This is a genomic window from Arthrobacter sp. TMN-49 (assembly GCF_054511095.1).
In genome coordinates, this window is record NZ_JBTNDH010000014.1 from 18,133 (window position 1) to 37,366 (window position 19,234).

Annotated in this window: 23 protein-coding genes; 15 read left to right on the forward strand and 8 right to left on the reverse strand. The window is 60.8% G+C overall.

What is annotated here, in order from left to right:
* From ACX80E_RS08180 to ACX80E_RS08190, 3 genes are all read left to right on the forward strand, one after another.
* The gene (locus ACX80E_RS08180) at positions 1-927 is read left to right on the forward strand and encodes an ABC transporter permease (protein WP_459301432.1); all 927 of its coding nucleotides are present in this window, start codon (positions 1-3) and stop codon (positions 925-927) included.
* Complete coding sequence (locus ACX80E_RS08185; protein ID WP_459301433.1) at positions 920-3,046, forward strand: ABC transporter ATP-binding protein; 2,127 nt, start codon at positions 920-922, stop codon at positions 3,044-3,046. Before ACX80E_RS08180 ends, ACX80E_RS08185 begins: the two co-directional genes overlap by 8 nt.
* Positions 3,047-3,131: 85 nt before the next feature.
* Complete coding sequence (locus ACX80E_RS08190; RefSeq protein WP_459301434.1) at positions 3,132-4,850, forward strand: ABC transporter family substrate-binding protein; 1,719 nt, start codon at positions 3,132-3,134, stop codon at positions 4,848-4,850.
* A 78-nt stretch (positions 4,851-4,928) separates the two neighbouring features.
* Here ACX80E_RS08190 and ACX80E_RS08195 read toward each other — a convergent pair whose 3' ends face one another.
* From ACX80E_RS08195 to ACX80E_RS08210, 4 genes are all read right to left on the reverse strand, one after another.
* Positions 4,929-5,510 carry a PH domain-containing protein gene (locus ACX80E_RS08195; RefSeq protein ID WP_459301435.1) on the reverse strand — a complete coding sequence of 194 codons (582 nt, stop codon included), beginning with the start codon at positions 5,508-5,510 and terminating at the stop codon, positions 4,929-4,931.
* 17 nt (positions 5,511-5,527) lie between these two features.
* Positions 5,528-5,824, reverse strand: a complete 297-nt coding sequence (locus ACX80E_RS08200) for a hypothetical protein (RefSeq protein WP_459301436.1) — start codon at positions 5,822-5,824, stop codon at positions 5,528-5,530.
* A 241-nt stretch (positions 5,825-6,065) separates the two neighbouring features.
* Positions 6,066-6,566: a bleomycin resistance protein gene (locus tag ACX80E_RS08205; RefSeq protein ID WP_459301437.1), complete on the reverse strand. Its 501-nt coding sequence runs from the start codon at positions 6,564-6,566 to the stop codon at positions 6,066-6,068.
* Between the two features lie 923 nt (positions 6,567-7,489).
* Positions 7,490-7,840 carry a hypothetical protein gene (locus tag ACX80E_RS08210; RefSeq protein WP_459301438.1) on the reverse strand — a complete coding sequence of 117 codons (351 nt, stop codon included), beginning with the start codon at positions 7,838-7,840 and terminating at the stop codon, positions 7,490-7,492.
* Between the two features lie 237 nt (positions 7,841-8,077).
* Between ACX80E_RS08210 and ACX80E_RS08215 the strand changes: the two genes are divergently transcribed.
* Positions 8,078-8,338: a DUF4235 domain-containing protein gene (locus ACX80E_RS08215; RefSeq protein ID WP_459301439.1), complete on the forward strand. Its 261-nt coding sequence runs from the start codon at positions 8,078-8,080 to the stop codon at positions 8,336-8,338.
* Positions 8,339-8,460: 122 nt separating this feature from the next.
* Here the strand turns inward: ACX80E_RS08215 and ACX80E_RS08220 are convergent, their stop codons facing one another.
* Positions 8,461-8,667: a hypothetical protein gene (locus ACX80E_RS08220; protein ID WP_459301440.1), complete on the reverse strand. Its 207-nt coding sequence runs from the start codon at positions 8,665-8,667 to the stop codon at positions 8,461-8,463.
* Between the two features lie 193 nt (positions 8,668-8,860).
* Here ACX80E_RS08220 and ACX80E_RS08225 point away from each other — a divergent pair, with 193 nt between their 5' ends.
* The 4 genes from ACX80E_RS08225 (at position 8,861) to ACX80E_RS08240 (ending at position 10,663) form a co-directional block, all read left to right on the forward strand.
* A complete protein-coding gene (locus ACX80E_RS08225; protein WP_459301441.1) occupies positions 8,861-9,547 on the forward strand; it encodes a YciE/YciF ferroxidase family protein in 687 nt (228 codons plus the stop codon).
* 40 nt (positions 9,548-9,587) lie between these two features.
* On the forward strand, positions 9,588-9,887 hold the full coding sequence (locus ACX80E_RS08230; RefSeq protein WP_459301442.1) for a DUF7218 family protein: 300 nt from the start codon (positions 9,588-9,590) through the stop codon (positions 9,885-9,887).
* Positions 9,884-10,357 (forward strand): hypothetical protein, encoded by a 474-nt coding sequence (locus ACX80E_RS08235; RefSeq protein WP_459301443.1) that lies wholly within the window; start codon positions 9,884-9,886, stop codon positions 10,355-10,357. Before ACX80E_RS08230 ends, ACX80E_RS08235 begins: the two co-directional genes overlap by 4 nt.
* 72 nt (positions 10,358-10,429) lie before the next feature.
* Positions 10,430-10,663: a CsbD family protein gene (locus ACX80E_RS08240; protein WP_459301444.1), complete on the forward strand. Its 234-nt coding sequence runs from the start codon at positions 10,430-10,432 to the stop codon at positions 10,661-10,663.
* 216 nt (positions 10,664-10,879) lie between these two features.
* Here the strand turns inward: ACX80E_RS08240 and ACX80E_RS08245 are convergent, their stop codons facing one another.
* Positions 10,880-10,978, reverse strand: coding sequence for an ATP dependent DNA ligase (locus tag ACX80E_RS08245; protein WP_459301445.1), 99 nt, complete (start codon positions 10,976-10,978; stop codon positions 10,880-10,882).
* A 531-nt stretch (positions 10,979-11,509) separates the two neighbouring features.
* On the reverse strand, positions 11,510-12,118 hold the full coding sequence (locus ACX80E_RS08250) for a flavodoxin family protein (RefSeq protein WP_459301446.1): 609 nt from the start codon (positions 12,116-12,118) through the stop codon (positions 11,510-11,512).
* Between the two features lie 232 nt (positions 12,119-12,350).
* On the opposite strand from ACX80E_RS08250, the gene ACX80E_RS08255 reads away from it, so the two are divergent.
* From ACX80E_RS08255 to ACX80E_RS08265, 3 genes are read left to right on the forward strand one after another with little or no spacing between them, the layout of a single operon-like run.
* A complete protein-coding gene (locus ACX80E_RS08255; RefSeq protein WP_459301447.1) occupies positions 12,351-12,515 on the forward strand; it encodes a hypothetical protein in 165 nt (54 codons plus the stop codon).
* Positions 12,516-12,569: 54 nt separating this feature from the next.
* Positions 12,570-13,115 (forward strand): hypothetical protein, encoded by a 546-nt coding sequence (locus tag ACX80E_RS08260; protein WP_459301448.1) that lies wholly within the window; start codon positions 12,570-12,572, stop codon positions 13,113-13,115.
* Between the two features lie 55 nt (positions 13,116-13,170).
* Positions 13,171-13,425 (forward strand): DUF6458 family protein, encoded by a 255-nt coding sequence (locus tag ACX80E_RS08265; RefSeq protein WP_459301449.1) that lies wholly within the window; start codon positions 13,171-13,173, stop codon positions 13,423-13,425.
* 479 nt (positions 13,426-13,904) lie between these two features.
* Here the strand turns inward: ACX80E_RS08265 and ACX80E_RS08270 are convergent, their stop codons facing one another.
* Positions 13,905-14,363 (reverse strand): site-specific integrase, encoded by a 459-nt coding sequence (locus tag ACX80E_RS08270; protein ID WP_459301450.1) that lies wholly within the window; start codon positions 14,361-14,363, stop codon positions 13,905-13,907.
* Positions 14,364-14,760: 397 nt separating this feature from the next.
* Here ACX80E_RS08270 and ACX80E_RS08275 point away from each other — a divergent pair, with 397 nt between their 5' ends.
* The 4 genes from ACX80E_RS08275 to ACX80E_RS08290 all read left to right on the forward strand — a co-directional run bounded on the left by ACX80E_RS08275 (position 14,761) and on the right by ACX80E_RS08290 (position 19,199).
* Complete coding sequence (locus ACX80E_RS08275) at positions 14,761-15,486, forward strand: SRPBCC family protein (protein WP_459301451.1); 726 nt, start codon at positions 14,761-14,763, stop codon at positions 15,484-15,486.
* A gap of 141 nt (positions 15,487-15,627) precedes the next feature.
* Positions 15,628-17,157, forward strand: coding sequence for an aldehyde dehydrogenase family protein (locus tag ACX80E_RS08280; protein WP_459301452.1), 1,530 nt, complete (start codon positions 15,628-15,630; stop codon positions 17,155-17,157).
* Entirely contained in the window at positions 17,150-18,421 is a 1,272-nt protein-coding gene (locus ACX80E_RS08285; protein WP_459301453.1) for a CaiB/BaiF CoA transferase family protein, read from the forward strand. The genes ACX80E_RS08280 and ACX80E_RS08285 overlap by 8 nt, the downstream gene beginning before the upstream one ends.
* Positions 18,414-19,199, forward strand: a complete 786-nt coding sequence (locus ACX80E_RS08290; RefSeq protein WP_459301454.1) for an enoyl-CoA hydratase/isomerase family protein — start codon at positions 18,414-18,416, stop codon at positions 19,197-19,199. The genes ACX80E_RS08285 and ACX80E_RS08290 overlap by 8 nt, the downstream gene beginning before the upstream one ends.
* The last annotated feature ends 35 nt before the right edge of the window (positions 19,200-19,234 follow it).

A 19,234-nucleotide genomic window follows, 5' to 3' on the forward strand; every position in this document is an offset into this window, starting at 1 on the left:
ATGTCGATTCTTGAAGAAGTTACCATCGCCGACGTCACCGCCAGTGACACCGAAATTATTCAGTCCAAGAAGCCGGTCTCCCGCTCCCGTCTTATCCTCTCCCGTTTGCGCAGCACACCGCGCTTCTGGGTGGGCATCATTGGCCTGGGCAGCATCTGTCTGTGGGCTATTTTTGGCCTTATCCCGAATGCGTGGAACGCCACCGATCTTGACGTGTACAACATGGGCTCAAGCCCTACGGCCCTACACTGGTTTGGCACCAGCGACATCGGCGAGGACATTTACGCCCAAACAATTGTTGGCCTGCGCAAATCCCTGATCATCGGCCTCCTCGTGGGCCCCCTAGCTGCCATCATTGCAGGCATTGTGGGCGCCATTGCCGGTTACCTCGGCGGCTGGTGGGATCGAGCCATCGTCTGGGTCATCGATCTGTTGCTAGTACTTCCGAGCCTGTTCCTGTTCATCCTGCTCAGCCCCATCTTCAAATCGTTGTCCTGGGTGGCGTTGATCTTCCTGCTATCAGGCTTTGGCTGGATGATCATGGCCCGCGTGATCCGCGCACAGACCAAGTCGCTGCGGGATCGTGACTTCATCAAGGCGGCCCGCTTTATGGGCGTGGACACCTGGACCATCATTCGCCGGCACGTGCTGCCCAATGTGTCCTCCTTGCTGATCATCGACGCAACGTTAGGCGTGGGCGGTGCCATCCTGAGCGAGACCACGCTGAGCTTCTTCGGCTTCGGCATCCAGGCGCCGGACGTCTCCCTCGGCACGCTGCTGTCCGCAGGCCAGGGTGCCGCCGCAACCCGCCCCTGGCTCTTCATCTTCCCCGCCGCCATCCTCGTATTTACTGTGCTCTCCGCCAGTCTTGTCGGCGATGCCCTGCGCGACGCCGTCGATCCAACCTCCGGAGTAAACCGTGATTGAGAACCTGAGCATAGAAGCCACCGAGGCACCCAAGCTGAACACGCCGTCGAACCCCGCACAGCACCTGCTGGAAGTACGTGACCTCACCGTCACCTTCCCTCAGCCAGGCGGTGCCGTCACAGCTGTGCGCGGCGTCAACTACCACGTGGACCAGGGCGAGTTCCTGGGCATTGTGGGCGAGTCAGGCTCGGGAAAGTCTGTCACCTCGCTGGCGGTGATGGGGTTGCTACCCTCCTCGGCGAAGGTCACCGGCGACATCCTCTTTGAAGGCAAATCGCTGTTGGGCCGAAGCGACAGGGACATGTCCAAGCTGCGCGGCGACGGTATTTCGATCATTTTCCAGGACCCGCTGTCCGCGCTGACCCCCGTGTATACGATCGGTGCCCAGATCGCCGAAGCGCTGCGACTGCACGACAGCAAGCTGTCCAAGCTGGCGGCCAACGTGCGCGCCGTGGAATTGCTGAAGGTGGTGGGGATCCCCAACCCGGAACGCCGCGCCCAGGCCTTCCCGCATGAATTCTCCGGCGGCATGCGCCAGCGCGCCATGATTGCCATCGCCATTGCCAACAACCCTCGCCTGATTATCGCCGATGAACCCACGACGGCGTTGGACGTCACCATCCAGGCGCAGATCCTGGAGGTGTTGCAGAAGGCGAAGGAGCTGACAGGCGCCGCGGTGGTACTGATCACTCACGATTTGGGTGTGGTGGCCGGCAATGCTGACAGGCTCGCCGTCATGTATGCGGGGCGGATCGTGGAGACCGGAACAGTCGACCAGGTGTTCAGTGCGCCTTCGATGCCGTACACCATTGGTCTTTTGCGTTCCATGCCGAATCTGGCCACCGCCGGCCATACCCGGTTGGTGCCGCTGGAAGGACGACCGCCGCAGCTGAGCAATCTGGCACCTGGTTGTCCTTTTGCGCCGCGCTGCCCCGTGGCGATCGACGCCTGCCGGACCAGCGAACCGCCGCTGACAATGATTGGCGATGACCCGCTGAATTCCTCGGCCTGCCTGCGGGTTTCCGAAATCGCCAGTGGCGGGCTCAAGCGCGCTGGACTATACCCCGTACCGGCGCCCCTTGCAGCGGCCGAGCGCGCAGTGGTTGCCCCGGAAAGCGTGTTGGAAGTTGCCGCACTCAAGCGGCACTTCCCGCTGACCAAAGGCTCGGTATTCAAACACACCATCGGCAAGGTGCGGGCCGTGGATGGTGTCAGTTTTGAAATTAGGGCTGGCCAGACGCTGGGCTTGGTGGGCGAATCCGGCTGTGGCAAGTCCACCACCATCATGGAGATTCTGGAATTGACCAAACCCCAGGCCGGCCAGGTCATCATCAACGGGCGGGACGTGGCAACGCTGTCCGCCAAGGAACGCCGAGCGCTGCGCCGGGACATCCAAGTGGTGTTCCAGGACCCCATGGCGTCCCTGGATCCGCGGCTTCCCGTTCAGGACATTGTGGCGGAGCCGCTGACGGTCCACGGCATTGCGCCCAAGCAGAGGCTAAAAAAGGTTGCGGATGTTCTGGAGGTCGTGGGCCTGGATCCGTCGATGGCGTCACGGTATCCGCACGAATTCTCGGGCGGGCAGCGCCAGCGCATCGGCATTGCTCGGGCACTTGTCACCGATCCCAAGATCGTGGTGTTGGACGAGCCCGTTTCCGCGTTGGACGTTTCCATCCAAGCCGGCGTCATCAACCTGTTGCAGGACCTGCAGGAAAAACTGGGGTTGTCCTACTTGTTCGTGGCCCATGACTTGGCCGTGGTGCGGCAGATTGCCGACACCGTTGCCGTCATGTACCTGGGCAGGATTGTGGAAAGCGGACTCACGGAACAGATCTTCGACAACCCGCAGCATCCCTACACCCTGGCACTGCTCTCCGCGGTCCCCGTGCCGGACCCGGTGGTGGAACGCACCAGGATGCGGATCATCCTTGACGGGGACCTGCCCAGTCCTACCGAAGACATCAGCGGCTGCAACTTCCGTACTCGCTGCCCGCTCTACCGGTTGATGGATGAGCCCGGTCAGCAACTGTGCCGCAGCGATGACCCGCAAGGACGCCCGGTCAATGGCAGCCTCGTGGCCTGCCATCACGCCGAGCACATTGACCTTATGGCCACCTAGTAACCACCGCACAAGACCCACCGCGACCACCAACCCGTCGGGACGCGAGCGATGGCCCGCCGGGAACACTCAATGGGAGGAAATAATGAAACACATTAACAAGATGGTCGGAGCCGGAGTCTTAGCTCTGGCCCTCACGGTCACCAGCTGCAGTGCTGGCGGCGGCGGCAATTCCGCCGTGGAAAAAAGCAAGGGAGCTGCTAACTCGGCAACGCTACCCACAACAGCCTGGGAAGTCGCCAGCTATGACAAGGTAACTCAAGGGGGGACGTTAACCCTTGCCGTTGACCAGATGCCTGACAACTGGAATACGATGCAGGTTGACGGGAATGTCAAGGCAGGTAGTGAAATCCTCGATCCCACCACGGGTGGACCTGTCCGCAACACCGTCGACGGTGGTTGGGAACTCAACCCCGACTATGCGACAGATGTGAAACTCGTCAGCGAAGATCCGCAGGTTGTTGAGATTAAGCTCAACCCCAAAGCCGTCTGGGAGGATGGCACTCCCATCACCTACAAGGACTACGACGCCACGATCAAGGCGAACAACGGCAGCAACAAGGATTACCAGATTGTGGGGGACAACGTCTACAAGGACATCGAATCGGTCACCCGCTCGGACACTGACTACAACTTCAAGATGACCTTCAAAAACAAGAACGCGGATTGGCCCTCCATCCTCGGCGGCAGCACGGCCGGCGCGGTCCAAACGGCCATCCTGCCTGCAGCCGTTGCTGCTGATGTTAAGGCCTTCAATGAGGGCCATAAGTCCAAGCCGCTTCCCTCCAGCGGTGCGTTCAAGGTCTCCAAGGTTGACACCGCCGGACAGGTCATCACCCTTGTCCCCAACGACAAGTGGTGGGGCCAGAAGCCGAAGCTGGACAAGATCATCATGAAGGTGGTTTCCCGTGACGCCCTTGCCCAGGCTTACGCCAACAAGGAACTCGACGCGTTTAGCATCGGCACCAACAAGAACAACTACGACACCGCCAAGAAGCGCGCCGACGGTGCCATCCAGCAGTCCGGCGGCCTGACCTGGAACCACGTCACCATCAACGGCTCCAAGGGTCCGCTGGCCGATCCGAAGATCCGCCAGGCGGTGGCCCGCGCCATTGACCGCGACACCATTTCCGCCAGCCGCTTGAGCCCCATCGGTGCGCCGGTGTCCAGCCAGAATAGCTACATCTACATGCCCGGCCAGAAGGGCTACACAGACAACGCCACGTCAGTTATCGGCTTTGACACCGCCAAGTCCGAGGAACTGCTCAAGGAAGCCGGTTACACCAAGGCCGCCGACGGCACCCAGGAAAAGGACGGCGCAAAGCTTGAAATCACGTACACCCTCGATGCCAACAACCCAGTGGCAGAGCAGATCTTCAAGCAGCTCCAGGCAAATCTGAAAGTTGTTGGCATCACCCTCAAGAACGACACCGTTCCGGCCGACAAGTTCTTCTCCGACTACGTGCTCAAGTCCAACTTCGACATGACCGGATTCGCCTGGTCCGGCACCGCGTACCCGGTTGCCTCGTCGGAGTCGATCTTCTACCCCGCGGATGCCGGTCAGAACTTCACCGGGCTCACCAACGACAAGCTCGGGGACATGTGGGCCGCGGCCAATGCGGAGCTCGATCCCGAGAAGCGCGTTGAGCTTGCCAACGAAATCGACAAGACGATCTTTGCCTACTCGCCTGTCATCCCGCTAACCCCGACCCCGAACACGCTTGGTGTGAAGACGGGTCTGGTCAACTACGGCGCGGCACAATTCCAGTCCATTGACTGGACCACTGTGGGCTTCACGTCCTAACCGATTCACGCACAAGGCTCTGGCCCCGCTCTATATGAGCGGGGCCAGAGCCTTGTGCGTGAACCACAGATGCAGCTCTCAGCTCAAGGCGCTTGCCACAGCCACTATCGAAAGCACCACACTGACGACGACGGCCCTGCGGTTCCACCGGCTTGTCACCTCACGCGGGGGCACGGGGGGACTAACAGAGAGACCTTCCCTGACCTGATCTTCCTGAGTCCGCTCCCACACATCCCACGTGCTTTGTATCTGTTCCTGGGCTACAGGGATGGTAATGCTGGTCCTTCCGCCGGGACTTTCTGAACTTTTGCGGGGAGCCGACCCAATGCGCGGGCCCAACTTACCGGCCCCTGGCGCGCCCCAGCTGGCGATCCGCCCCGCCGTCGTGTCAAAGCTGACGTTTTGGGCCACCCGGAAGGCCGTGAGTGCTGCGAAAGGGATGGTGTGCTCGCGCAGGATGTTCACCACGGTGAGCCCTTCGGGGCCAATCTCCAGCCGCGGGCGCCACAAAAACAGGAATAGGCCCCAAGCAACGATCAGCAGCCATGGCAGGAAGTGCCAAATGGATGTCCCGGTTCCTGTGAGTATCAAGTTTACGGCGAAGAAGAGGCAAAACGCCCATGCGATGACAGCCAGCAAGCGGGTAGGTGTGGAGTACACGGCCCCGTTTACAGCCCTCACGGCGCAACCGCCGGTGTCTTCTTGTCCCAGCCGAGCATGCAAACCTTTGGCGTTCCTAGTAGGTGACGTCCCTGACCGGCATCCGGACCCAGCCAGCGTGAGCTCACGCTGCGCAGGAGGTGCCCATGGGCCGCCAAGATCCTGTTGGTGGTGAAGGCAAGGCCAGGGGGAACCTTCCAGAGGTAGTGGCGGCGCGCGGGCAGGCCCGCCGGGGACAGCTCAAAACCGGAGCCAACAAATAGTTGCCCCCATTCAAGGACTACCGGGTCTAAGTTCGAGGTAACAGGCACCATTTCCATAGTCCCTCAAGGATGCCAGACTTTTTCCCCTGCCCCGCTTCCGCCGCCACTGTGCACCCCTGTGGCGGCTCCACCAGACACCACCTCCACCCTGTACAGTCCGCGCCGAGGCGGCCGTGCGGAAATTTGAGGAGGAAGCCGGCATCGCCGGAGACATCTTTGCGCCGTGGGACATCGGCAACTACCAGACGCCGAGGAAGTTAGCGAGGGGTAGTTTGGCGACTCTCCATGGCTGTCATGAGTGCAATTGCCCCGCTTTCGGAACCGTTGACGGATGATTGTTTGATCCCGGATTTATAGGATCTGCAACTCTCCGGCCCAGCGAGGATTGGAAGCGAAGCAAATACCCGTCCGGGTCCTGAACAAGAAACTGGGCCACTCCTGCCTCGACTATCCCGGTTCTGTACCATTTTGTTTCCGGCTCCATGAAAAGCGGCCAGTCAGCGACTTGAAGCGCAGTAATCAGCGGGTCAATTGAATCAACGGAAATCTGGAAATTGACGCCTCGGCCCAGTGGCCGGTCCAATGCTGCAGGAGTCCAGTTTCGGCCGACGCCGGCTTGCTCGATCATGACGTGCACGTTGCCGCGCGTGATGTAGGCGAACCCTTCCTCAGGGCGATCGAACAACGTCTCGAAGCCGCACAAACGGCACCAGAAGTTCAGGCTGTCTTCGAGGGAATTCACCAGTAGTTCCGGAACCAGGCCGGGGCTGTACGTGCTGTCCTTGGCTGTCATACGTTTTAGTGTGTCAGTTCGCTTGCTTTGCTGTGGACATTCAATTGCGCCCGGGAAAGCCGAGGGTGCCAAGAACCCGGAGCGGGTAACCGGCGTTCGAGCCAGAATTATCGAATTACCCAACGAAAACTCTTCATTTCGGTCACGGAAAGTCTCACTGCTTGCTGTTCGATATGCTAGCAGTTGGGGTGCGCCATGCGTAAAGTCCGGGAAACGGGAATAGCAGCGTCATTTCCAACATTTTTTCGTCGCTTCCGCGCACCTTGCGCGACGCCCGCCAGAAATGATGTCGCATGAGAATTCGTTCTCCTGTCCTGGACCGTGTGTTGCCTCAGACGCATCCATGGCCCCGATAAGCGCCATGGTGCTAACCGGTCTTGCAAGCCTTCAGCAGCGACCCCGGCGGACGCGAACGGTCCGGTTGCGTCATTCGCGGTCCCTGACACCCAATCGCCCAAGCACTGCATCCCGCCGAGCTCCTCGCGGCAATCAGCTTCCACAATCCGGGATCGCGGCTGAAGGGCTGAGACGGGGAGCTAACTCAGGAGCTTCTGCGATGGCTTCCACCGGTGCGAGAGCTATCGGTATCGAGCCGAAGGTTCCTAAAAACGGCGCCTTCCGCGTGCCTTCTTGCTCCGCCAATCCGAGAAAACTCAACCAGCGTTTCATCCTAAACCCTATTTCCGATGACTCCGCTGCCGGCCATCAGACGTGAAACCACTAGTTTCCCCGCGTCCGTGGGCACTTTAGTTGTGCGGGCTGTCAGTGACTGGCACTCGTGGTTGCGACCACGTGCTATTGCCGGAACGGTCTAGGTGCCCCACATGGAGCCTGAAGAAGATCGTGAATACGGGTTCCCGGTCGTCGGGTGCAAACGACCATCGAGGTCTGGGGTGCGTTAGCAGAACCGGCCGTGGGTTGAACTATGCACCGCCTGCCGCGTCATCCGGGTTCACACTCACTGCACCCGCATCCGCATCTGAACGGGAAAGCTCCTCGCGGAGCTGGTCGTCCGTGCCACCGAGCCTCCCTGCTCCTGGTTCACCGTCGCTGCCGGAGTCTTCGTTTTCAAAAAAGTTTCGATCCGGTGCGCCCAAGCTTGCGTCGTCGTCGAGCGATTGCTCATCGCTTTCCTGACCGCGCAGCGTGGGATCAGGGGAGCCCGGATTTGTGGCCGCTCCCTCTGGCATTTCATCTTCAGGGGTTGGAGAACCGTAGCCGGCTTCGACCGGTTCCTGGCTGCGTTCTGTGTTGGCGGAGTCGTTGCTGTTCATGGCGCTCTCCCTTAGTAGCTACTGCGATGGACGTATTTCCAGAGGGCCATTCCACGATGGACGACGCCACAGGACAGCGTGTCTGGTCCTGACCTGCGGAACTGTCAGTGCGAAAGACCAGGTGTTGGGCCTGTCTCTCTCACTGTAACTACAAGCCGTTACTTGCGAAACCCCACGGAGTTGGGAACAGTGTGAGGAGAAGCAATTCATTTTCCACGAGAATCTGGAGACAATGCAATGAAAGTCCTGATTAAACTTTTGGGTATCGTCGCAAGCTTGGCCGCCGGCGCGGCAGCGCGCAAGGCACTAGGGGCAGGATGGAGAAAGAGCACCGGGAATGAACCGCCGAAAGATGCGGGGGACCTACAAAATTCCTTGCCGGGTGTCCTAGTGTTTGCACTGATCACCGCCGCGTCAGGTGCCGTCATCCACGTGGTGACCCAACGCTTGGGACGGAAGGCCACGCTCCGCCTGGAGCAGTACCCCGGCGAAGTATAGAATATTCGACCCCGCTCGGACGCCGCTCAGCACCAAGCTTGGCGCGGCCGCAGGAATGACGGCTGCCGCTCCACTATCTGCCGGGCGGCGTCGCCCGGAGGTAGCAAAGGGTCCCGGACGGGTTAGATCACCGGCGGTGCTGCAGGGAAGAACGGGTCAGGATGTGTGGGTGAGGTAGGTTCGGGAACCGGGGGAACAGGTTCCTTTGGATCATCCGGCTGGTGAGGGTCAGAGGGTTCGGTGGGATCCGTCGGGGAATCGGGATGGGGATTGCCCGGGAACGGTTCCTGAGCCAAGGGTTGCGGCTCGGTGGGCTGGTGCTCATTCATCTCTGTTGCCTCTCGTCGATGTCTCATATTCGCGGCCAGATATGGAAAGAACTCGGTGTGCTGACCACCATCGTGTTGATGAGTGGACGATTTCCATGCTAGCGAGCCGTCCAATGCTCGTCTACAGCTTTGGGCACGTCGGACACTTCACGGGGCATGGATATTTTCGCGGGTCCTCGCTACAGTCGAAGTGGTGGATGAAGCAGGCATCGCCGCGAGTTGCACTTTGAGTGCTGGTGTTGGAGATGTCAAGGGGCTTCATCGAAGCGACCGAATGTTTTACTACGTTTACCAACGCGAATGCGGAGGACAAACCATGTTTGAACACTTCACTACTGTTGATGAAATCTTCCATTACAAACTGGGTTCGGCTCTGACCATGGAATACGATTCCTTGGAAATGCTTGGGGACATGGAAAAGGGCGCCATGCGCAGCGATCTCAGGGAACTGTTTCACGAGCACGCGCATGAAACACGCCAGCAAATTGAAAACCTGCAGCAGTGCTTTGCCCTGTTGGGGGCTGAAGCTCATCAGGGGCCATCTCCCGCTACCAAGGGATTGGCCAAAGAATCTAAAGCCCTCATGGCCAAGACTGACAACTCGCTCGTGGACGCCGTCGTGCTTGCAGGGGCGTTGGAGACTGAACACTATGAGATGGCCGTCTATGAAGCCCTCATCTTTCAAGCCAAGGCCAGGGGTGCTGCCGGGATCGCTGAACTGCTGAATCAAAACCTGATGCAGGAAAAGGCTGCCATAGAGAAGATCATGGTGGCGTCCGATGCAATCTCCCGCGCGGATGCCACGTCCCAAGAGGATCCAGGCACAGCGCCGGAGCCTTCCGTTAGTGCGCCGCCCTATCTTCCCCCGGGAAGCATTTAGCCGCCAGATTTGTCGCTGCTCAACATGGAAGGACGGGAACATGCCTACGAAACAAAATCCCGGCTTGAAGGCTCCAGAGGAGTATCAGGCGCTTCGGGACGACGGTGCGTCTGAGCAAAAGGCGGCCAGGATTTCCAACGCAGCCGCGAAAAGGGGCCGTTCCGCTGTGGGACGGAAAGGTGGCACGTCCAAAGACTATGAGGACTGGACTGTTCCGGAACTTAAGGAAAAGGCCAAGGAAATTGTGCTCAGTGGATATTCACGCAAGCGCAAGGACGAGCTGATCCAACCACCACCCGTACGCAGCCGCCATTTGCGGTCAATCAGGAGGATGACATGAACGACAGCACCAATGAACCGGTGGAGATATCCACACGAATGCGTCCAGGGGAATGGACTCAGGAGACACTTGCCGAATTGCTGGCCTCCTATCAACAGAAACTGCGCGAGATGGGCGCCTCCGAGAACGAAATCGAGACATCCGTCGAAACTCCGGAAGACGGCTCCGCGAATGTCAAGGTCAGCTGGCGGCACGCCGGCGTGCACACTTTCGCCGACATGGGCCAGGGCACCGTGGAGGAGGCGGATAATTCGCGGGGCCATGGCGAAGCCATTCCCCGCGGTGAAGCAACTGATGATTCCAAGGGACTCGGTGCCGTGTTCGGCGATGCGGAGCGGTCAGCCATTGACGAGCCACCCACCCGCCGCGCAATGGAAGCTCTAGAGAACCAACCCGACCCCGATCTCGTAGTTTTTACTAATGACGAGGGAAAGACTTACGTCGAAGACACGGGCCCTGCCAAGGAATGACACATCGTCTGGGAGCAGTCAGTGGACTGCTCCCGGTGAAGAAGAACAAGCAATCACACCAGGAGGAATGCAATGGGTATCGGCGACAAGTTTGATGCAGCTAAGGACAAGGTCACAGGGAAGATCAAAGAAAGCGTTGGCAAGGCCACCGATGACAACTCCATGGTCGTGGAAGGCAAGATCGAACACGCCAAGGGCACCGCGAAGGACAAGGTGGCGGACATCAAGGCCCATTTGAAGGAGGACGCAGCTGACCTCCACACGGACGACACTGAGGGTGGGGCGTCAACCACGCGCGCCGAGTGAGGCCCACGCCAAGGCGCAGCGAGGAGGGGAAGCTGGCAGCCTCCCCTCCTCGCTGCGCCGTCAGGGACCTCCACCGACTGGCACGTAAGGAACCCCGTGTAACGGCCGACGTGCCCACCGGATGTAGCCAAAGATAAGAATTTCCCAGGGTGCAGTCCTCCTGCGCAGTCTCAGAGGTATTCATGTTGAAGGTTGTTATGGATGATCTGCCTATGACTATTGGGTTGCTTCACGTCGCCTTGCATGGCGGAGTCGGCCGTCCTTCGTGATCTCGGTGTACCGGACTTCAGCTACGAGCTTTGGCGTGACCCACACTGCATCGGGGCGGGCAATTGCTCACAGTTGCCATCCCATGCCGCCGGGATGGCCCGGCCCCCGCCAGTAAGCGACGCCCCAGCCTGGGGGACGGCGGCGTCCGTGCCAAAATCGCCGTCGGCTGTGTCCGTGGTGCTGCTGGGTTCGGGCGGCTCCTTCATCAGATGGATGAGCCAGTTCTGTTGAGCACCTAAGCCGGGAGTGTTGATCAAGGTATAGGGACCGAGTACCCCTCCCAAACAGCCGACTTTCACGCACTACAGGACAGCCATGACTTCTTTGCCGTCACGCTGCGCCGTCGATCTGGCAGAGCAAGCCCCGGACATCTCGCAACCTTACTTGCATTGTTCCTTCACTGACAAGGACAAGTCAGGCTTTCTCGGCCGAGGATTAGTTGTCGACTTTACAGCTATCCGGGCCACCAGAATCGGCGTTGAGCAGTGCCCTGAAGCTGACAGAGTGGTTCGGTGAAATCGCTCCGAAGCTGCTGTGGGGTGGACGCGAGTCTTTGTGCCGTTACACAATGTTGGTCTACGCGGGTGGGTAGTTTTCGTTTCGAAGGACGCGTGCTAGGTGAGCGGCATTGCGGGAAAGTACCGCCGTGGCAGAGGCCACTACCTCGGGAATAGTGTCGAGGTCCTTGTAGTCCACCGTATGCATGGCTTCACCCACCCAATACGTCGCCCCCTGAGCTGGAAAGGTGAAACCGACGTCGTTCATCCCCTGCATCATGTCGGCAATAACTTTGTGGGCGCCGTCCTCATTTCCTACAACGGCGACGGTGGCTACCTTGCCGAACATGATGGGTCGGCCCTGATCATCAGTCTCGGACAAGTCTGCGTCGAGCCTTTCCAGAACCTGCTGAGCGAGACTGCAGGCATGCCCCATCCAGATGGGGGTGGCAAGGACAATGATGTCAGCGGCGAGGATTCTTGCCCGGATGGCGGGCCATTCATCGCCGTCCCCCATGTCGATCTTTACCCCGGGTATTATCTCGTGGTCGACGACGCGCAGCGAAGCTGTGGTGACGCCGTGTTTTTCCAGTTCGTCCAAAACATGGCGTGCCAAGAGTTCACTACTTGAAGGTTCCGGAGACGGGGTGAGACTACAGACGATGGCGATAGCTGATAGGTCGGTCATTGGTGTGTGTTCCTTTCAAGATCTCGGAGAAACTGAATGGCTACACGCGCCTGCTGATCAGAACCAATCTTCTGCGTCGTTTGCAGGTGGCATGTGGCTTGCGGCCCGGCCGTTTCCTAGGAAGAAACACCGGCCTACTAGCAGTACATCACGCAAAGGGGTTGCAGGTCACTGTTCGTCCTAGGTAAGCGAATGAAGCGCCTGAAATGGCGGTGCGGCCCGGCCTTCTCTGATGAAACAGGGTCATGTCGTCAAGACTGTCACAGGCGTATTGACGTTGACCAGTGAACGCGACGGCGTTGGCCCGGAACTGTGGATTTTGCTCCTGGGGGTGGGCAAAACCGGTCTGAAGGTGCATGATGATGCCATGAGGGTGCACGTGATTTGCTCTGCATAGTCTAGGGGCAGGTGGCGACGCTACCGCGGCAGTATAGGACGGAGATGATTCGCCATGGACGCAACGGCGTGGATTTGGATTTGGATTGTCATTGCCATCATCGTGGTGTTGCTGGTTGTAGTTATTCTGTTGAGACTTAGTCGGGAGCGGCGAATACGTCAGTCTGAGGAACTGAAGGAAAAGGCCCGCCAACAGGCGACCAGATTGCGCGAGGACGCAACCGAATCTGGCCTGACAGCCCGGGAGAATCAGGCAGCGGCGGCACGGACAGCGGCTGACGCGGAACAAGCTGCGGTGGCTGCCGACCGGTTGAGGATCGAGGCGGAACGACAGCACTCGGCCGCCGCCGAAAATGATTCCCGTTCGAAGGAGCAGCTCCATGAAGCAGCGGTCATTGATCCGGACGTCGATGTGTCAGGAAATACAGGCACGCCAGAGGATGGGGGCGCCGGGACATCCCGTGCTACTTCCGCGGGGCGGGCATCGGACCAGGAAGGAACGCCCATGGAGGGCGTAAGTGACGGCTCAAACTCCACTCCCGACGACGAACCAAACGCGGGTGGGCGCGGCCGGCACAGCCAAGGGCCGGACAACGCATAACCAGTCTGAGTCATTCAGTCCGCAATGAGGCGGCTGCCGAGGAAAGGAAAGGGTCATGAGTATTGGTGCTGGAGTTCTGCTGTTTGTTGTTGGTGCAATTCTTAGATTTGCACTCACAGTTCAAGTGGACTGGATCGATTTGCTGCTCGTCGGGAACATCCTCATGGGCGCGGGCATCGTCGTCTTCGTACTGGGTCTGATTTTCACGTTCCGCAGACGGCGTTCGATGTCCAGTCGCCGCACGGTGGTCGGTCAGGAAGACGGTGGCGTAGTCAGACGGACGACCAATACCGACAACACAGAGCTCTAGCACCAGGCAGGACGGTTGCTAGCCGTGTACTCAGCGGGACTTTGATTCGCCTGCTGTTGTTGACCGTCGCATTATTTGACGATGAATCCGCCACCTGGTTTGTCGACGAGCCGGGTATGGAAACGCCCCGCCGGGATGTTCCTGGCGGGGTGTTGGTTGTCAAGGTGGTGGCGTGATCGTCAGCGGTGCCGGGCGGGTTATTCGCCGAATTCGGTCACCGCTGATTGTGTTGCGGTTTGGTCCACGATCGCACTTTTGGCCAGGCAGGTGGCCATGAGTGCGGCGAGGGCGAGGTTGTTCACGGTGCGCGAGTAGCCGCGGGATGCTTGGTGGATGACCTGTGTTGCGTCCCCGGCGAAGATCGGGTCTCATCGGCCGGCGAATCCGAGATGTCCCTTGATGTAGTTGGTGATTTCTTCTAGGTGCGACCCTTCCGATGGTGAACCGGGTCCCAACGCGCTGGTCCAGGGCCGCCAGCTTCAACCGTCTGTGCAGGGTGGGTTGGCCGATGTGCAGCAACGCGAAATGTGACTCCGTATCCATTGACACATTGCCGAGCATCCGCAGTGCGTCGAGGTCCTCGTTGGAGAGCACCCTGCGACTTGGCCGGTCGTCAAGAATTTAGGAAGACCCGCGTACGGTAAATAAGCTACCGGTCCGATGCCCTCGGCGGCAGGCCTACTAATCACACCGTCCAATAACAGCCACCGGAGAAATACCCGGAGTGCCTTCGCTGCGACCCGGATCGAGCCCGCTGATTCCTCAGCACCTCGAAACACCAAAAAATCCATGGCCTCAGAGCTCGAGACTGTTCGCCAGACATTCCCGGTCTTCTCGGCCCACCAGCGCGGGAAAGGCCGTACCTGGTTCAAATAATTCACCACCGTGGTCGGGCGCGAGGACCGTTCAACCACCAAATACTTTCCAAACCGTGCCACCAACTCCTCTCGGTAGAGAGGGCCGGTGGGGGATCAGCAGTGCGTTCAATGCGCGGCCACAAGACACCCGGTAAACGCCGCCAGCGAAAGGGGAGTGCGGAAGTTACGGTATCGCTGGCGTCGCTCAGCAAGGAATGTGCAAATAGCCTCAGCGCGTCGCACCTGTGGGACGCCTCCTCTGTTGCAACGCTCGACGCCGTGGCCTCCAAATACCGCCGCCACGGCAAGACCGTGGCGATCACCGGTCTGGACAACCGCCGCTGTACCCCAACCGCCGCTGTACCCCAACCGCCGCCGTACTCCGAGCGACAATGTCACACCACGGGAGCATAATTGCTGTTAGGTGAAGCGGCGCGCAAACCGCCCAACGCCGGAGAGTCATGATGAGGAGCAGCAGATGACCAAGGAATTCAAGATCGTCCATGAGCAACAGATTGATGGCTCACCCGAGCAGGTGTTTGCCGCAGCCACAGTGGGCAGTGCGGGTTGGTTGTGGCCGGTGGACATCGAGTTGAAGCTTGGCGGCGCGGGCCCCTTTGGCAGCAGCGTTACGGCGTGGGATCCGCCGCATCGCTACGCGAACCACATGGACGGCGAGAACGGTTTTTACAACACCCTAGAGTTTGAGATCTCCGGGCGTCCGGACGGGAAATCATGGCTGCGTTACGTGCACAGCGGTGTCATCTTTGAGGACGAAGAAAACCAGTACGAAGCCGCCCAACAGCACACGGCCTTCTACCAGCACACCTTGGCCCAGGTGGTGAAGTACTTCCCGGGCCGGCAGGCCAGTTTCGCGGAGGTCCAGGGCCCGGAGGGTTCGGGTGCAGCTGATGCCTTCCGGCGGGTCAAGAACGCATTGGGGATTTTCGATGTCGAAGCCGGGCACAGCGTCAGCGTCGCCATCGATGGTGTTGGGCAGGTTGACGCCGAGGTGGACTACCTTGCCGAGAACTTCGTGGGACTGCGCACGCAGGACGCCATGTACAGGTTCTTTGGCCGCAACGCCTTCGGCTCAGTGGTGGGCATGACCATTCACCTCTTTGCCGAGGGTGCCGACGCCGGTGCCGACGCCGGCGCCGAAGCGGCGGCGTGGGTAGCCTGGCTGAAGGGGCTGTTTGGCTGACAGCTTTAGCCAGGGCGCGGGGACAAGCAAAACGCTGGGATAGGGCGCGTTGCTTGCACCAGCGATGCCCAAGTGTGACAGTGGTCATGGGCGGCACACACCAATAGCCGCCAACATTGATAAAGCAAAGGGGCTTTAGACATGACAACTGACATACCCATCAGTTCGAGCACCGTGTGGACCGTACTGGATCACCCCATGTGGATTGACGGCGCGCCCGTTCCCTCCGGCAGCGGGGCATGGCGTGATGTTCACAACCCGGCTCGCCGCGAAACTGTCATTGCCCGTGTCCCGGCCGGCACGGTGGACGATGCCAACCGCGCGGTGACGGCAGCCCGTGCCGCGTTTCCCGCCTGGCGTGCGCAGCATTTCACCGCACGGGCCAAGGCGCTGTGGGCCATCGCCGATGAACTTGAACGGCGGGCCGAGGAGTTTTCCCGGCTGACGGCACTGGATACCGGCAACGCCCTGCGCACCCAGGCGCGGCCCGAATCCACCAGCATGGTGGCCATGTTCCGCTACTTTGCCGGCATCGCCGGCGAGGTCAAGGGCACCACCCTGCCCGCCGGGGACGACCAGCTGCAATACACTCGACTGGAACCCCTGGGCGTGGTGGCCGCCATCCTGCCGTGGAATTCCCCGCTCCTGATTGCCGCGTTCAAGGTGCCTGCCGCGCTCGCCGCGGGCAACACGGTGATCCTCAAAGCCGCCGACGACGCTCCGCTGACCATCTTGCTGCTGGCCGAGGTGTGCAACAAGCACTTGCCCGCAGGTGTGCTCAACGCGCTCACCGGCCGCGGCTCCGTGGTGGGGGAGGCACTGGCCACCCACCCCGGCGTGGACAAGGTCTCCTTCACCGGCTCAACAGAGGTGGGGCGCCAGGTGGGGGCGCAGGCCGGTGGCCGGCTGGCACACATGTCGCTGGAACTGGGCGGCAAAAACCCCTCCATCGTGTTCCCGGACGCTCTCGACGGCGGCGGGCAGTCCGACGTCGAACTTATGGACGGCCTGCTCCTGGCCTCCCGCTTCACCCGCCAAGGGCAAAGCTGCACGGCCGGTTCCAGGCTGTACCTGCATGAAGACATTTTTGAGGAGGTGGTGTCGGGGCTGGCTGCCAAGCTGGATGCGTTGACGGTTGGCGACCCGCTGGACGAGGCCACCGACATGGGTGCCATCATCAACGCCAAACAACACGCCCACATCAGCGAATTCCTGGCGGAGGGCAGGTCCACTGCGGGCATGCAGGCCGTTCTGGGCGGGGAGGCGCCGCAGTCCGGTCCGCTGATGGATGGCTACTACCACGTGCCCACCTTGTTTACCGGTGGAAAGAATGAGTTCCACATTGCGCGGGAGGAGATCTTCGGCCCGGTGCTGGTGGCGATTCCCTGGCGTGATGTGGACGACGTGGTGCGCATGGCCAACGACACCCACTACGGCCTGGCCGCCTACGTGTGGAGCCACAACCTTGACGACGCCCTGAACACGGCGCACAGGATTGATGCCGGCTGGGTGCAAGTCAATCAGGGTGGCGGGCAAATGGTGGGGCAGTCGTACGGCGGGTACAAACAAAGCGGCACGGGCAGGGAAGTCTCCCTCGAAGGCATGCTCGAAGGATTCACCCAGACTAAACAAATCAACGTGAAGTTGCGCGGGGGCGGTGCCCGTGGCTGAGGAAACCGCAACCGTGGGAGCCCCGACGCCGGACAGTAGCGCAGCCGCTGCCACACTGCCGCTGGCCGGGGTGAAGATCATGGACATTTCCCGTGCGCTCGCCGGGCCCTACTGCGCAGCACTGCTCAGCGACATGGGGGCCGAGGTCATCAAGGTCGAAAGCGTCCAGGGCGGCGATTCGTCCCGCGCCTGGGCGCCCTTTGACGGCGCGCATTCGCTGTACTTTGACTCCGCCAACCGGAACAAACAATCAGTCGCCGTGGACTTTTACTCCGACGCCGGCAAATCCTTGTTGTGGGATTTGGCGTTGGCCAGTGATGTGCTCATTGAAAACTTCCGTCCCGGCGTGCTGGCGGCCACAGGCCTGGCTCCGGAGCTGTTGCGGGAAGCAAGCCCGAAGCTGATCATTGCCTCGGTAACAGGGTTTGGGCCCAGCGGGCCCCTGAGCCAGGCGGCCGGCCTGGATCAGGTGGCGCAGGGCATGTCCGGGCTGATGTCGGTGACTGGCCTGGACGTTGACCACATGTACCGGGTGGGCGTGCCCATAGTGGATCTTGTCACCGGGATCTACACGGCGTTTGGCATTGCCGCAGCCCTGGCCGGGCGCAAGGAGGGTGGGGCTGGGAGCTCAGTGTCGGCGTCGTTGTTGGAAACGGGACTTTCGCTCTCCGCGTTTCAGGGCCAGCAGTATCTGAGCACCGGCGAGGTGCCTGTGCCGCGCGGCAACAACCACCCGGTCCTTTCCCCGTATGGGGTGTTCAAGAGTGCGGACATTCCCCTCATCATTGCCGTGGGTAGCGAGAAACAGTGGGTTCAGCTGTGTGAGTTGCTGGGGCAGCCGGAGCTGGCCGGGCACCCGGACTACGCCTCCAGCCGCCTGCGGACTGCCCACCGGGACGAACTCAAGGAACTTATCGACGGCCTGCTGGCGCGCCAAAATGCCGCCGATTGGCTGCGCGAGCTGCGGGCCGCCGGCATCCCGGCCGGGCCCATCTACAACTACGCCCAAGCTTTTGCCGACCCGCAAGTCCAGTACCTGAACATGGTGCAGACAGTGACCCGCAGCGACGGCTCCGAGCTGCCGTTGTTGCGTGGCCCGGTGTCAGTCAACGGGCAAGCGCCCGCCGTACGCAAGGCGCCCCCCGCCCTAGGCGAGGACACGGTGGCCATTCTGAACGGGCTGGGGCTCAGCGCCGAACAGATCGCCGGCCTGGTGGCAGCCGGGGTGGTGGCCACCGCGCCGCCGGTGACCGCCCATGGCTGAGTTGCGCGTGGAACGCCACGGCGAGGTGGCCGTGCTGATCATCGACAACCCCGCCATGCGCAACGCCGTCACCCACGCCATGTGGCAACAATTCATGGCCCTGCTGCAGGACTTGGCTGCGGACGACGGCGTGAAGGTGCTGGTGGTGCGCGGGGCGGGGGAGCACTTCTCGGCAGGCGCTGACATTGCTTCGCTCAAGGCCATCCTGCACGATCCGGCCACCGGCCATCACGGCGGCCTGGACATCACGGCTGCCGAGGACGCGCTCGCGGCATTCCCCAAGCCGACCATCGCCGCCATCGATGGCTACTGTGTGGGTGGTGGCTGGCAAATTGCCGGTGCGTGCGATCTGCGGCTGGCCAGCACGGAGGCCGTTTTTGGTGTCACGCCAGCCAAAATCGGCATCGTGTACCCCTTGTCGGGGATTCAGCGGCTGGTGGATTTGGCCGGTCCGGCAACCGCCAAGTACTTATTGCTGAGTGGCGATTTTGTTTCGGCACCGGAGGCGCTGCGCCTAGGGCTGGTGACCAAGGTTCTCGCGGGGACGGCGTTTTGGGATGAGATCAGCGATTTTGCGCACCATCTTGCTGCGCGCTCGCAGTTCTCCCACCAGGCACACAAGGAGTTGGTCAACGTTCTCGGCGCCAGCGCAGCTGAAGTGTCCGGACTGTATGAACGCTGGCAACAGGAAATGGTGCGCAGTGCCGACGCCGAAATTGGGATCGCAGCGTTTCTGGCCAAGGAAACACCGCGTTTCACGTGGGTGCGCCCGGTTTAGCGGGCCGCCCGCCGACGGCGTGCCAGGCTGGCACG

Coding starts and splice junctions, on each gene's coding strand:
- ACX80E_RS08180 (WP_459301432.1), top strand. CDS start 1: ATGTCGATTCTTGAAGAAGTTACCATCGCCGACGTCACCGCCAGTGAC.
- ACX80E_RS08190 (WP_459301434.1), top strand. CDS start 3,132: ATGAAACACATTAACAAGATGGTCGGAGCCGGAGTCTTAGCTCTGGCC.
- ACX80E_RS08200 (WP_459301436.1), bottom strand. CDS start 5,824: ATGGTGCCTGTTACCTCGAACTTAGACCCGGTAGTCCTTGAATGGGGG.
- ACX80E_RS08205 (WP_459301437.1), bottom strand. CDS start 6,566: ATGACAGCCAAGGACAGCACGTACAGCCCCGGCCTGGTTCCGGAACTA.
- ACX80E_RS08210 (WP_459301438.1), bottom strand. CDS start 7,840: ATGAACAGCAACGACTCCGCCAACACAGAACGCAGCCAGGAACCGGTC.
- ACX80E_RS08215 (WP_459301439.1), top strand. CDS start 8,078: ATGAAAGTCCTGATTAAACTTTTGGGTATCGTCGCAAGCTTGGCCGCC.
- ACX80E_RS08220 (WP_459301440.1), bottom strand. CDS start 8,667: ATGAATGAGCACCAGCCCACCGAGCCGCAACCCTTGGCTCAGGAACCG.
- ACX80E_RS08230 (WP_459301442.1), top strand. CDS start 9,588: ATGCCTACGAAACAAAATCCCGGCTTGAAGGCTCCAGAGGAGTATCAG.
- ACX80E_RS08235 (WP_459301443.1), top strand. CDS start 9,884: ATGAACGACAGCACCAATGAACCGGTGGAGATATCCACACGAATGCGT.
- ACX80E_RS08240 (WP_459301444.1), top strand. CDS start 10,430: ATGGGTATCGGCGACAAGTTTGATGCAGCTAAGGACAAGGTCACAGGG.
- ACX80E_RS08250 (WP_459301446.1), bottom strand. CDS start 12,118: ATGACCGACCTATCAGCTATCGCCATCGTCTGTAGTCTCACCCCGTCT.
- ACX80E_RS08255 (WP_459301447.1), top strand. CDS start 12,351: ATGAAACAGGGTCATGTCGTCAAGACTGTCACAGGCGTATTGACGTTG.
- ACX80E_RS08260 (WP_459301448.1), top strand. CDS start 12,570: ATGGACGCAACGGCGTGGATTTGGATTTGGATTGTCATTGCCATCATC.
- ACX80E_RS08265 (WP_459301449.1), top strand. CDS start 13,171: ATGAGTATTGGTGCTGGAGTTCTGCTGTTTGTTGTTGGTGCAATTCTT.
- ACX80E_RS08275 (WP_459301451.1), top strand. CDS start 14,761: ATGACCAAGGAATTCAAGATCGTCCATGAGCAACAGATTGATGGCTCA.
- ACX80E_RS08280 (WP_459301452.1), top strand. CDS start 15,628: ATGACAACTGACATACCCATCAGTTCGAGCACCGTGTGGACCGTACTG.
- ACX80E_RS08290 (WP_459301454.1), top strand. CDS start 18,414: ATGGCTGAGTTGCGCGTGGAACGCCACGGCGAGGTGGCCGTGCTGATC.